This window comes from Nocardioides sp. YR527 (assembly GCF_900101045.1).
In the GTDB taxonomy this organism is placed as follows: Bacteria; Actinomycetota; Actinomycetes; order Propionibacteriales; family Nocardioidaceae; genus Nocardioides.
The window spans coordinates 190122-202315 of sequence record NZ_FNFN01000005.1 but is presented as its reverse complement, the minus strand read 5'-3'; the positions used below and the strand labels follow the sequence as shown (position 1 = coordinate 202315).

Below are 12194 nucleotides of genomic sequence, written 5' to 3'. Positions count from 1 at the left end.
TCAGCATTCGATGACGTTGACGGCGAGGCCTCCGCGGGAGGTCTCCTTGTACTTGATCTTCATGTCGGCCCCGGTCTCGCGCATGGTCTTGATCGCGGCGTCGAGGGAGACCCGGTGGCTGCCGTCGCCGCGGGCGGCGATGCGGGCGGCATTGATGGCCTTGTTGCTGGCGATGGCGTTGCGCTCGATGCAGGGGATCTGCACCAGCCCGCCGACGGGGTCGCAGGTGAGCCCGAGGTTGTGCTCGATCCCGATCTCGGCCGCGTTCTCGACCTGCTCCGGGGTGCCACCGAGCACCTCGCACAGGGCGCCGGCTGCCATCGCGCAGGCCGAGCCGACCTCGCCCTGGCAGCCGACCTCGGCTCCGGAGATCGACGCGTTGATCTTGAACAGGATCCCGATCGCCGCGGCGGCGAGCAGGAACCTCACGATCCCGTCCTCGTCGGCGCTGGGCACGAACTTCTCGTAGTAGTGGAGCACGGCCGGGACGATGCCCGCGGCGCCGTTGGTCGGAGCGGTCACGATCCGGCCACCCGAGGCGTTCTCCTCGTTGACGGCCAGCGCGAAGAGGTTGACCCAGTCCATCGCCCGGAGCGGGTCGGTCTCGTCCGTGGAGGCGTGCAGATGGGCGTACAGGCCGGGGGCTCGACGAGGGACCTTCAGTCCGCCGGGGAGCGTGGGTTCGACGCGGGTGCACCCGTTGTGCACGCACTCCTGCATGACCGACCAGATGTGCAGCAGCTCGTGGCGCACCTCGTCCTCCGTACGCCACGCCAGCTCGTTGGCCATCATGACGTCGCTGATCCGCTTGCCCGACTCGGCGCAGACCGCGAGCAGCTCCGCGCCGGTGGTGAACGGGTACGGGATCGGGGTCGCGTCCTCGACGATCCGGTCGGCGCCGGCTGCGTCCTCGTCCACGACGAAGCCGCCGCCGACCGAGTAGTAGGTGCTCTCCTGGAGCACCTCCCCCGTGGCACCGAAGGCCCGGAAGACCATGCCGTTCGGGTGGGCGGGGAGGGTGCGGGTGCGGTGCATGACGACGTCGTCGGCGTCGAGCTCGATGTCTCGGGCGCCGGCGAGCCGCAGCCGCCGGGAGGCACGGACCTCGGCCACCCGGGCGTCGGCGTTGTCCGTGTCGACGGTCTCGGGCCGGTTGCCCTCGAGACCGAGGATGACCGCCTTGTCGGAGCCGTGCCCGTGGCCGGTGGCACCGAGGGAGCCGAACAGCTCCACCTGGACCCGGGCGACGGCGTCGAGCCTCGAACCAGCCTTGAGTGCGTCGGTGAACTGCACCGCCGCTCGCATCGGGCCGACCGTATGGGAGGACGACGGCCCGATGCCGACGGAGAACATGTCGAACACGCTCAGAGCCATCAGCCGGATCCCAGCACCTTGAACTCGGCCATGGCGTCGATCAGCCAGCGGCCCAGGTAGTCAGCGTACGACGCCCGCGGCAGGATCCGGTAGGAGTCGGTGTCGACCTTCCACAGCAGCACCGGGACACGACCGATGTTGGTGGCGAACGCCGTGCCGGTGGCGAAGGTCCTCGGGTGCAGGTCGAGCGGGCAGCCCTTCTCCAGGACCGCCTGCGCCGAGGGGCCCTCGAGCCGGAGGGTGGTGCGGTTGGCCGAGAGGTCGACGACCGCGGCAGCACCCTCGGACACGCCCGCGCGCAGGTAGGAGGCCAAGGTCGAGCCGGCCACGCTCTGCGAGATGACCAGGTACTCGTCGGGCGAGAGCCACATCACGACCACGTCGTGGCCGGTGGCGACCTCACCGCAGCGGGCGGGGAGCTCGGCGCCGAGGATCTGGGCCAGGCGGTCCCTGTCGGCCGAGCCGACCGGCACCCGCAGGCTCACCATGGTGAGGAACTGCTCCTCGCGCACCCGCACCCCGAAGGCTCCCGTGACACCGGCGACGAGGAAGTCGCCGTGCAGGTGCTGGGCTGGGCTGACGCGCAGATCCGAGGTCTTCTTGTCGATCGGTTCGATCATGGTCTCAACCATCGCGACGGGTTCCTTCCGGGTCGTAGAGGACGGTTTCAGCGACGACGACGTCGACCAGTCGGTCCCCGACCGGCGCGACGAGGGTCTGGCCGATGCGGTTGCGGCCATCCTTGATGAGTGCCAGCGCGAACGAGCGTCCTAGCGCGGCGCTGTGGTAGCTCGAGGTCACGTGCCCGAGCATCGGGACCGGTCCCTCGGCAGGGGTGATCGGCGTACCGGCCTCGACCAGCTGGGTGCCCTCGGGCAACCTGAAGGACTTGTCGACGGGCAGCACCGAGACGAGGTGCTTGCGGTCGGTGCGGGAGGTGTCGGCCCGCTGGTAGGACCGCTTGCCGACGAAGTCCTTCGCCTTGGAGACGATCCACTCCATGCCCGCGTCCTGGGGCGTGACCGTCCCGTCGGTGTCCTGACCGACGATCGGGTAGCCCTTCTCCGCGCGGAGGACGTGCATGGTCTCGGTGCCGTACGGGGTGATGTCCCAGTCCTGGCCGGCGGCGTGGATCTCCTCCCACACCTGCTGACCGAACCAGGTCTCGACGTTGACCTCGAAGGCGAGCTCGCCGGAGAAGGAGATCCGGCACACCCGCGCCGGGATGCCCGAGGCGAGCGTCGTCTCCCGGAACGTCATGAAACCGAACGCGTCGTTGCTGACGTCGAGGTCCGGGGCGATCCGGGCGATCACCTCACGTGACTTCGGGCCGACGACGGCGACGGTGGCCCACTGCTCGGTGACCGAGGTGAAGCTGACGTCCATGGTCGGCCACTCGGTCTGGTGCCACTCCTCGAGCCAGTCGAGGACCTTGGCGGCCCCGCCGGTGGTCGTCGTCATGAAGTAGCGGCCCTCGTCGATGCGGAGCGTGACGCCGTCGTCGAACATCATCCCGTCGGGCGTGCACATGACGCCGTAGCGGGCGGATCCGGGGGCGAGCTTCTTGAAGGCGTTGGTGTAGATCCGGTTGAGGAACTCACCGGCCTCGCTCCCCCACACCTCGATCTTGCCCAGGGTGGTCGCGTCCATCATGCCGACGGACTCGCGGACCGCGGCGCACTCGCGGAGCACGGCCTCGTCGAGCGACTCGCCGGCCTGCGGGTAGTACCACGGCCGCAGCCACTGGCCGACGATCTCCATCTCGGCACCCTGCGCGACGTGCCAGGGGTGGATCGAGGTCAGCCGGGCGGGGTCGAAGAGGTCGCCCCGCTCGCGACCGGCGAGCGCGACGAACGGGATCGGAGCGTACGGCGCCCGGTACGTCGTCGTGCCGATCTCACCGGGGCTGCGCCCGTCGTTGAGGGCGGCCGCGATGACCCCGATGGCGTTGACCCCTGAGGTCTTGCCCTGGTCGTTGGCGGTGCTGATCGAGGTGTAGCGCTTGATGTGCTCGACGCTGCGCATGCCGGCGCCGGTCGCCCGGAGCACGTCGTGCACGGTCTGGTCGCGCTGGAAGTCGACGAAGTGGTCGACCAGGTCGTCCAGCGGTACGCCCTCCTCGGCGGCGAGCCACAGAGCGCGGGTCGTGCCGTCACCCGTCGCTGCCGGGAGCGGCCCGGCCGGGGCCTCGCCGGCGAAGCCCGTGGCGAGCAGCGCCGTCGCCGCTGCATGCCGTCCTTCGGCGAGGCACGCGTCGAGGGTGTAGCTGCCGCGGGCGGACCCCACGACCTGCTGGCCGGCGACATCGCCGGCCGGGACGAACCCGGCCAGGTCCTCGTCCCAGCGGACCTTGCCCTGCCGCTGGCTGTGCAGGTGGACCACGGGGCTCCAGCCGCCGGCGACGGCGACGACGTCGCAGGCGATCTGTCGCCGCTCGCCGACCGCGGCGCCACCGGCGTCGATCGCAGACACCGTCGCGGAGGTGACCCGCGGGTCCCCGGCGGTGTCGAGGACGGCGGAGCCGAGGACGACCTCGATGCCGGCCTCCTCGGCACGACGGGCGGCCTCGGACCGCTCGCCGCGGGCGTCGACGACGGCCGCCACCCGGACTCCGGCGGCGGACAGGTCGGCGGCGACCTCGTAGGCGCTGTCGTTCGTGGTGGCGAGCAGGACGTCGGAGCCCGCGGCCACGCCGTAGCGGTTCAGGTAGGTGCGGACCGCGGAGGCGAGCATGACGCCGGGGCGGTCGTTGTTGCCGAACACGAGCGGGCGCTCGTGCGCACCGGTGGCGACGACGACCTGCTGGGCCCGGATGTGCCACAGCCGCTGTCGCGACAGACCGGCGAGGGCCTCCTTGGCGGACGCGTCGAGGTGGTCCAGCCGGCTCTCGAGGGCGATCACGTAGTTGGCGTCGTAGCTGCCGAAGGCGTTGGTCCGGGTAAGGACCGTGACCTCGGCGGCTGCCGCGAGCTCCTCGGTGACATCGCGCAGCCAGGTGTCGCTGTCGACGCCGTCGATCGTGAGGGCTCGGGTGGAGAGGAGGGACCCGCCGAGCTCGGGCTGGTCGTCGACGATGATCACCCGGGCGCCGGTGGCGGCGGCGGTGCGCGCCGCGGCGAGCCCGGCGGGGCCGGCGCCGATGACGAGGACGTCGGTGTGGACGTACTTCTTGTCGTAGACCGCGGTGTCGTTGCCGGGGTCGAGATCGCCGAGGCCGCTGAGGTAGTCGGCCCGGAGCCCGTCGACGAGCTCGACGGTCGTGGCCGGGAGCATCGACTCGTCGACCGAGTCGCCGGGACGCCGGACCTTGACCAGCGCGTTGGACTCCTCGAGCCCGGCGGCGAGTACGCCACGGGGGCGCTGCCGGTAGAGCGAGGGACCGCACTCGAGCACGCCGTTGGCGATCAGTGCCGAGGCGAGGGTGTCACCGGCGTGGCCGGCGTACTCCTGGCCGTCGACGCTGAAGGCGAGACGGGTCGATCGGTCGATGCGGCCGCCGTCCGTGAGGCGGTGGGACGTCGTGTTCACTGCGAGTCTCCATCCAGGGTGGGGCGTGGCTCGCCGTTCCGGTAGACGGCGGCGATGCGGTAGGTGACGGTGTCGCGAAGGACGTTGAACCACTTGCGGCAGCCGGAGCTGTGGACCCAGCGCTCGGCGAAGATGCCCTTGGTGTTCTCGCGGTAGAAGAGGTAGCGACCCCACTCCTCGTCGCTGAGGGTGCTCGGGTCCTCCGGGTAGGGGACGTGGGCCTGACCGCCGTAGTGGAACTCGGTCTCGTCGCGGGCGCCGCAGTCGGGGCAGCTGATGAGGATCATCGTCGGCTCCTTTCAGTGGGCCACGGCGGCGGCGCCGTGCTCATCGATGAGGGCACCGGTGCTGAATCGCTCGAGAGCGAACGGTGCGTTGTACTCGTGGGGCTCGTCGTGGGCGATCGTGTGCGCCATCGTCCAGCCGGCCCCGGGAGTTCCCTTGAAGCCGCCGGTGCCCCAGCCGCAGTTCACGTAGAGCTGGTCGATCGGTGTCTTGCTCACCACCGGGGAGGCGTCCGGCGTGACGTCGACGATGCCGCCCCAGGTCCGCAGCAGGTGCGCACGGGCGAAGATCGGGAAGAGCTCGACGGCCGCGGCCATCTGCTCCTCGATCACGTGGAACCCGCCGCGCTGGCCGTAGCCGTTGTAGGCGTCGACACCCGCGCCCATGACCAGCTCGCCCTTGTGGGCCTGGGAGACGTAGACGTGGACGTGGTTCGACATCACCACGGTCGGGTGGACGGGCTGGTGGAGCTCGGAGACGAGCGCCTGGAGCGGGTGCGACTGGATCGGCAGGTCGAAACCGGCCATCTCGGCGAGGACGCTGGAGTGACCCGCCGCGCACAGTGCGACCTTGCCGGCCGAGATCGTGCCGCGGCTCGTCTGCACGCCGACCACCCGGTTGCCGTCCTTGACGATCCCGGTCACCTCGCAGTCCTGGATCAGGTCGACACCGAGCTCGTCGGCCTTGCGGGCGAACGCCCAGGCGACGTGGTCGTGCTTGGCGATGCCCGCGCGCGGCTGGTAGGTCGCGCCGAGGACCGGGTAGCGGATGTCGTCGCTGGTGTTGATGATCGGGCAGACCTCCTTCACCTGGTCGGCGTCGAGCCACTCCGCGTCGACCCCGTTGAGGCGGTTGGCCTCGCAGCGCCGCACCGAGTCGCGTACGTCCTGCAGCGTGTGAGCCAGGTTGAGCACGCCGCGCTGGCTGAAGAGGAAGTCGTAGTCGAGCTCGTCGGGGAGCACCTCCCACTGCTTGAGGGAGTGCTCGTAGATCGCCGCCGACTCGTCCCACAGGTAGTTGGACCGGATGATCGTCGTGTTCCGCGCCATGTTGCCGCCCGCGAGCCAGCCGCGCTCGAGGACGGCGACGTTGGTGATGCCGTGGTTCTTGGCCAGGTAGTAGGCCGTCGCCAGGCCGTGCCCGCCGCCGCCGATGATGACGACGTCGTAGGACGACTTGGGCTCCGGGTTGCGCCAGAGGAAGTCGGGGTGCTCGGGGAGCAGGTCTGCCATCACTCGGCTCCGTTCGACTCGAGGAGGTGGGGGTAGAGCGGGTGCTTCTCGGCGAGGTTCGTGACCCGGGCGCGCAGTGCGTCGGCCGTCTCCTCGGTGAAGTCGTCCTTCAGCGCGGCCGCGATGATGTCGGCCACCTCGCTGAAGTCGGTGTCGCCGAACCCGCGCGTGGCGAGCGCGGGCGTGCCGATCCGCAGGCCGGAGGAGACCATCGGCGGGCGCGGGTCGAACGGGACCGCGTTGCGGTTCACGGTGATGCCGATGCGGTGGAGGCGGTCCTCGCCGTCCTGACCGTTGAGCTCGGAGTCGCGCAGGTCGACCAGCACGAGGTGGACGTCCGTGCCGCCGCTGACCACCGTGACCCCCGCGGCCGCGACGTCGTCGGCGAGCAGCCGCTCGGCGATGATGCGGGCACCCCGCAGCGTACGCTCCTGGCGCTCGCGGAACTCGGGCTCCGCGGCGACCTTGAAAGCGACCGCCTTGCCGGCGATGACGTGCTCGAGCGGCCCACCCTGCTGGCCCGGGAAGACCGAGGAGTTGATCTTCTTGGCGATGGCGGGGTCGTTGCTGAGGATGACGCCGCCGCGCGGGCCGCCGAGGGTCTTGTGCGTGGTCGAGGTGACGACGTCGGCGAAGGGCACCGGGTTCGGGTGCAGGCCGGTCGCGACCAGGCCGGCGAAGTGGGCCATGTCGACCATGAGGCGCGCGCCGACCAGGTCGGCGATCCGGCGGAACTCCGCGAAGTCGAGCTGGCGGGGGTAGGCGGACCAGCCGGCGACGATCAGCTTGGGCCGGTGCTCGAGGGCGAGACGCTCGACCTCGGCCATGTCGATCAGGAAGTCCTCGCGGCTCACCTCGTAGGGAACGACCTGGTAGAGGCGGCCGGAGAAGTTGATCTTCATCCCGTGGGTCAGGTGGCCGCCGTGGGCCAGCGAGAGGCCGAGGATGGTGTCGCCGGGCTCGAGGAGGGCGAACATCGCGGCGGCGTTGGCCTGGGCGCCCGAGTGCGGCTGCACGTTGGCGTACTCCGCGGAGAAGAGCGCCTTGAGGCGGTCGATCGCGAGCTGCTCGATGACGTCGACGTGCTCGCAGCCGCCGTAGTAGCGGCGGCCGGGGTAGCCCTCGGCGTACTTGTTGGTGAGAACCGATCCCTGAGCCTCCATGACGGCGGCGGGAGCGAAGTTCTCCGAGGCGATCATCTCCAGCGTCGTCTGCTGGCGGCTCAGCTCGGCATCGATCTGCTCGCGGACCTCGGGATCGAGGTCCGCGAGCGAGGCGGTCAGGACGTCAACCACGATGAACTCCCAAACTCTTGAAGTACGATTGATATATCAGTTCTGGATGACCAGTATGCTTGGTAGCGAAGACCGCTGTCAACGGTCCAGATCAGAAAGCGGTGACATCGAATGACCGACGTTCAGACACCCGTCCGGACGGCGAGCGGCCCAGGAATCAGCCCAGCGATCAACCCCGTGACCTCGCTGGCGTACGCGGCCTATGAGCGCATCCGGGACCGGCTGATCATGCTCGACATCAGGCCGGGCGAGCCGATCAACGACGGCAGGCTCGCGGAGTCCCTCGGGTTCGGTCGCACCCCGGTGCGCGAGGCCCTCAAGCGCCTGGAGACCGATCATCTGGTCGTCTCCTACCCGCGCCGGGGCACGTTCGCGACGGCCGTCGACGTGACCGAGCTGGGCGCGATCTCCGACCTGCGCCAGCAGCTCGAGCCGTTCGCCGCGAACCGGGCGGCGAGCGCCGCCACCGAGCCGATGCGGGCCGAGCTGCGGGCCATGGCCGAGCGGGTGCGCCGGCTCGACGCGACCGGCGAGGACCGGTCCACGCTGATGCGCCTCGACATGTCGGTGCATCGGATGATCTACCAAGCGACCGGCAACAAGCACCTCGAGGACGTACTGATCAGGTACGACAACCTGGCGACGCGGATCTGGTGCCTGGTCGTCGACAAGCTCCCCGACCTGGCCTCCCACATCTGTGAGCACGCCCAGCTCCTGGACGCGATCGCCGACGGCGACGCCGAGCGCGCCGAGCGGCTGACCCGCGAGCACATCGACAGCTTCGCCACCGAGGTCCGCCGCGTCCTCTGACCGCGTCGTTCGAAATATGCGATCGGGCGCCGGCCCACCCGGCCGGCGCCCGATCCACACCCGAGGTCTCAGCCGCGCAGACGGCTCATGGTCGGGTCGAAGAGCGGCTCCGGAGTGACCGTGGCCGCGATCCGCTGACCGAAGTACTCGATCTCGACCTGGTCGCCCTCACCGATCTCCGCCGGCAGGTAGGCGTAGGCGATCGGCTTGCCGATCGTGAACCCGTACGCCGCGCTGGTGACGTAGCCGACCGCGGTCTCGCCCGACAGCACGGGCTCCTTGCCGAGCACCATGGACTTGCCGTCGTCGATGGTGAGGCAGCGCAGGCGGCGGGCCGAGGTCTCCACCGAGCGGCCCTCGAGCGCCGCCTTGCCCACGAAATCCTCCTTGGCGGACTTCACCGCGAACCCGACACCGGCCTCGTACGGGTCGTGCTCGGTGGTCATGTCGGCGCCCCAGGACCGGTAGCCCTTCTCCAGCCGGAGCGCGCCGAACGCGGCCCGGCCGGCGGCGACGACGCCGTGCTCCTGGCCGGCGTTCCACAGGACGTCCCACAGCTTCTGGCCGTTCTCGGCGGAGGCGTAGATCTCCCAGCCGAGCTCGCCGACGTAGGACAGCCGCAGGGCCGTGACCGGGATCCCACCGATCGTGGCCCGCTTGCCGCGGAAGTACTTGAGCCCGTCGTTGGTGAAGTCGTCGGTGCTGACCTTCGCGATCAGGTCCCTGGCCAGCGGCCCCCACAGGCCGATGCAGCAGGTGCCGCCGGTGGTGTCGCGGACGTGGGCGGCCAGCGACGGGTCCTCGGCGCGCAGCTTGCGGGCCTCCCGGCGCAGGTACGCCAGGTCGACCGTGCCGTTGGCACCGACCTGGTAGAGCTCGTCCTCGAGCCGGGCGACGGTGATGTCGCTCTTGATCCCGCCCTCCTCGTCGAGGAACAGGGTGTACGTCACCGCGCCGGGCTTCTTGGCCACGTCGCCGGTGGTGAGCCGCTGCAGCAGCGTCTCGGCACCGGGGCCGGAGACCTCGAGGCGGCGCAGCGGAGTCATGTCGTACATGGCGACGGCGGTGCGGGTCTTCCACGCCTCGACGGCCGCGATCGGCGAGTGGTAGCGGGCCGACCAGTCATCGCGCGTCGGCGACTTCCACTCCTCGGGCAGCTGGTCCAGCAGGGCCGCGTTGGCCTCGTACCAGTGCGGGCGCTCCCAGGTCCCGGCCTCGAGGAAGAAGGCGCCGAGCTCGACCTGGCGGGCGTGGAACGGGCTGACCCGGATGTCGCGCGGCGACTCCTTGGGCTGCAGCGGGTGCAGGATGTCGTAGATCTCGACGAAGTTCTGCTGCGAGGTCTCGCTGACGTACGCCGGGGCCAGCTGCGTCTCCTCGAAGCGGTTGAGCTCGCAGTCGGCGAGGTCGTACTCGGAGCGTCCGGTGGTCAGCACCTCGGCCACCGCGCGGGCGACGCCGGCGGAGTGGGTGACCCACACCGCCTCGGCGACCCAGAAGCCGTCGACGTCGCGGGACTCACCGACGAGCGACCCGCCGTCGGGCGTGAACGAGAAGATGCCGTTGAACGACGACTCCGCGATCTCCGCCTCCTGCAGGCACGGGAGCAGCTTGCGGCACTCGTCCCAGGGGCCCTCGAAGTCCTCCGGCGTGAAGTCGAGGCGCGATGGCATGTTGTCGTGGTCGACGTGCTCCGGGGTCGGGCCGAGGTCGGAGGCGACGTACGGCATCGGCTTGTGGGCGTAGGAGCCGATCCCGTAGCCCTCGCCCCACTCGCGGAAGTAGAGGTCCTGGTCCTGGTGGCGCAGGATCGGCAGGGTCGCCCCGTCGGGCTGCTCGTGCTTGCCGGCGAGGACCGGGACGGGCGTGGTCTTGATGAACTGGTGGGCCAGCGGGAGGAGCGGCACGTCGGTGCCTGCCAGCTTCCCCACCTCGACGCCCCAGAACCCGGCGCAGGAGACGACGATGTCGGCCTCGACGACTCCCGCGGTGGTCTCCACGCCGGTGACGTGGCCGCCCTCCTGGAGGACACCGGTGACCGTGGTGTGCTCGAGGTAGGTGACGCCGGCCGCCCGCGTACGCTCGATGAGCAGGTCGACGGCACGGGCCGCTCGGGCCAAGCCGTCGGTGGGGATGTGCAGGCCCGCGAGGACCTGCGACTCGTCGATGTGCGGGTAGAGGTCCTTGCACTCGGCGGGACCGACGACCCGGGCGTCGATCCCCCAGGACTTCGCGTAGCCGAGCTTGCGGTAGAGCTCGGCGACGCGGGCCTCGGTGGTCGCGACCTCGAGACCACCGACCTGGTTGAAGCAGCTCAAGCCGTCCTTCTCCAGGCCCATGAACTTCTCGACGGTGTACTTGGCGAACAGGGTCATCGTCTTGGAGGGGTTGATCTGGAAGACGAGACCGGGAGCGTGCGAGGTCGAGCCGCCGGGCAGGTTGAGCGGGCCCTGCTCGACGACCGTGATGTCGGACCACCCGCGGGACACGAGTTCGTCCGCGAGGTTCGTGCCGACGATGCCGGCGCCGATGATGACTGTGCGGGGCGAAACGGTGCTGCGGGAGGATGGCATGAGCAACTCCTGAGGTTCGGGTTGGTGGTCAGCGGAAGACGACGGTGCTGGAGCCGTGCATGAGGACGCGGTGCTCGCAGTGCCAGCGGACGGCGCGCGAGAGCGCGAGGCACTCGGCGTCCTGGCCGACGTGAGCCAGGGCCTGCGGGGTGTAGGTGTGGTCGACCCGGTTGACCTCCTGCTCGATGATCGGGCCCTCATCGAGGTCGGCGGTGACGTAGTGGGCGGTGGCGCCGACGAGCTTCACGCCCCGCGCGTGCGCCTGGTGGTAGGGCTTGGCGCCCTTGAAGCCGGGCAGGAACGAGTGGTGGATGTTGATCGCGCGTCCCTCGAGCTGGCGGCAGAGGCCGTCGGACAGGATCTGCATGTAGCGGGCGAGGACGACCAGGTCGATGTCGTACTCATCGACCAGGTCGAGCATGCGCTGCTCGGCCTGCGGCTTGGTCTCCGGCGTGATCGGAATGTGGATGAACTCCAGGCCCGCCGCCTCCGCCATCGGGCGGAGGTCCTCGTGGTTGGAGGCGACGACCGCGATCTCGGCGTCCAGGGTCCCCCCGCGCCACCGGAAGATGAGGTCGTTGAGGCAGTGCCCGAACTTGGAGACCATCACCAGCAGCCGCGGCTTGCGCTCGTCGTGGAACGTGAACGACATCCCGAACCGGTCCGCGATCGGCCCGAACGCGGCGGTGAGCTCATCGACGTCGGCGCCGTCGGCAGCGGCGAACTCGGTCCGGAGGAAGAACAGCTCTCCCATCCGGTCGTCGTGCTGCTGGTGCTCGAGGATGTCGAAGCCGCGGTCGTACAGGAAGCTCGTGACCGCCTGCATGATCCCCGGGCGCTCCTGGCAGGAGAGCGTGAGGACGTTGGTCGTCGCCGTCGGGACGGTCGCCACGGACGCAACAGCGGTCGAGCTTGGCGGACTGATGGTCATGCTGGGCTCCTGATTGCCGGTAATGATACACAACTCATATATCAGAATGATCGTAGAACGGCTCTCAGAGCGCCGTCAAGGGTCTGTACGTCCCGAACGGCTGGTCGCCTCAGATGCAGAAGACCGGCTCCCCCGCGCCGAGGCACGAGCGAGCCGGTCTGTGGAG

At 69.9% G+C, this 12194-nt stretch carries 9 protein-coding genes; 1 reads left to right on the top strand and 8 read right to left on the bottom strand.

The window, feature by feature from the left end; translation table 11 throughout:
• The 6 genes from BLT25_RS16530 to glyA are packed head-to-tail and all read right to left on the bottom strand — an operon-like array spanning position 1 to position 7714.
• Positions 1 to 1374: an L-serine ammonia-lyase gene (locus BLT25_RS16530; RefSeq protein WP_091048075.1), complete on the bottom strand. Its 1374-nt coding sequence runs from the start codon at positions 1372 to 1374 to the stop codon at positions 1 to 3.
• Positions 1374 to 1994: a sarcosine oxidase subunit gamma gene (locus tag BLT25_RS16525; protein WP_256328633.1), complete on the bottom strand. Its 621-nt coding sequence runs from the start codon at positions 1992 to 1994 to the stop codon at positions 1374 to 1376. Before BLT25_RS16525 ends, BLT25_RS16530 begins: the two co-directional genes overlap by 1 nt.
• A gap of 4 nt (positions 1995 to 1998) precedes the next feature.
• The gene (locus tag BLT25_RS30475; RefSeq protein ID WP_091048070.1) at positions 1999 to 4902 is read right to left on the bottom strand and encodes a 2Fe-2S iron-sulfur cluster-binding protein; all 2904 of its coding nucleotides are present in this window, start codon (positions 4900 to 4902) and stop codon (positions 1999 to 2001) included.
• A complete protein-coding gene (locus BLT25_RS16515) occupies positions 4899 to 5189 on the bottom strand; it encodes a sarcosine oxidase subunit delta (RefSeq protein ID WP_091048069.1) in 291 nt (96 codons plus the stop codon). The genes BLT25_RS30475 and BLT25_RS16515 overlap by 4 nt, the downstream gene beginning before the upstream one ends.
• Before the next feature lie 12 nt (positions 5190 to 5201).
• Positions 5202 to 6419: a sarcosine oxidase subunit beta family protein gene (locus BLT25_RS16510; RefSeq protein ID WP_091048066.1), complete on the bottom strand. Its 1218-nt coding sequence runs from the start codon at positions 6417 to 6419 to the stop codon at positions 5202 to 5204.
• Positions 6419 to 7714 carry a serine hydroxymethyltransferase gene (gene glyA, locus BLT25_RS16505; protein WP_091048065.1) on the bottom strand — a complete coding sequence of 432 codons (1296 nt, stop codon included), beginning with the start codon at positions 7712 to 7714 and terminating at the stop codon, positions 6419 to 6421. Before glyA ends, BLT25_RS16510 begins: the two co-directional genes overlap by 1 nt.
• Positions 7715 to 7825: 111 nt before the next feature.
• Here glyA and BLT25_RS16500 point away from each other — a divergent pair, with 111 nt between their 5' ends.
• Entirely contained in the window at positions 7826 to 8524 is a 699-nt protein-coding gene (locus BLT25_RS16500; protein ID WP_091048062.1) for a GntR family transcriptional regulator, read from the top strand.
• Positions 8525 to 8592: 68 nt separating this feature from the next.
• Here BLT25_RS16500 and BLT25_RS16495 read toward each other — a convergent pair whose 3' ends face one another.
• Positions 8593 to 11097 carry a GcvT family protein gene (locus tag BLT25_RS16495; RefSeq protein ID WP_091048061.1) on the bottom strand — a complete coding sequence of 835 codons (2505 nt, stop codon included), beginning with the start codon at positions 11095 to 11097 and terminating at the stop codon, positions 8593 to 8595.
• Positions 11098 to 11125: 28 nt separating this feature from the next.
• Positions 11126 to 12028, bottom strand: coding sequence for a formyltetrahydrofolate deformylase (purU, locus tag BLT25_RS16490; RefSeq protein WP_091048058.1), 903 nt, complete (start codon positions 12026 to 12028; stop codon positions 11126 to 11128).
• Positions 12029 to 12194: the final 166 nt, after the last annotated feature.

Bases quoted from the DNA above. Each gene is read 5' to 3' on its own strand.
- BLT25_RS16530 (WP_091048075.1), bottom strand. From the start codon at position 1,374: ATGGCTCTGAGCGTGTTCGACATGTTCTCCGTCGGCATCGGGCCGTCG.
- BLT25_RS16525 (WP_256328633.1), bottom strand. From the start codon at position 1,994: ATGATCGAACCGATCGACAAGAAGACCTCGGATCTGCGCGTCAGCCCA.
- BLT25_RS16515 (WP_091048069.1), bottom strand. From the start codon at position 5,189: ATGATCCTCATCAGCTGCCCCGACTGCGGCGCCCGCGACGAGACCGAG.
- BLT25_RS16510 (WP_091048066.1), bottom strand. From the start codon at position 6,419: ATGGCAGACCTGCTCCCCGAGCACCCCGACTTCCTCTGGCGCAACCCG.
- BLT25_RS16500 (WP_091048062.1), top strand. From the start codon at position 7,826: ATGACCGACGTTCAGACACCCGTCCGGACGGCGAGCGGCCCAGGAATC.
- BLT25_RS16495 (WP_091048061.1), bottom strand. From the start codon at position 11,097: ATGCCATCCTCCCGCAGCACCGTTTCGCCCCGCACAGTCATCATCGGC.
- purU (WP_091048058.1), bottom strand. From the start codon at position 12,028: ATGACCATCAGTCCGCCAAGCTCGACCGCTGTTGCGTCCGTGGCGACC.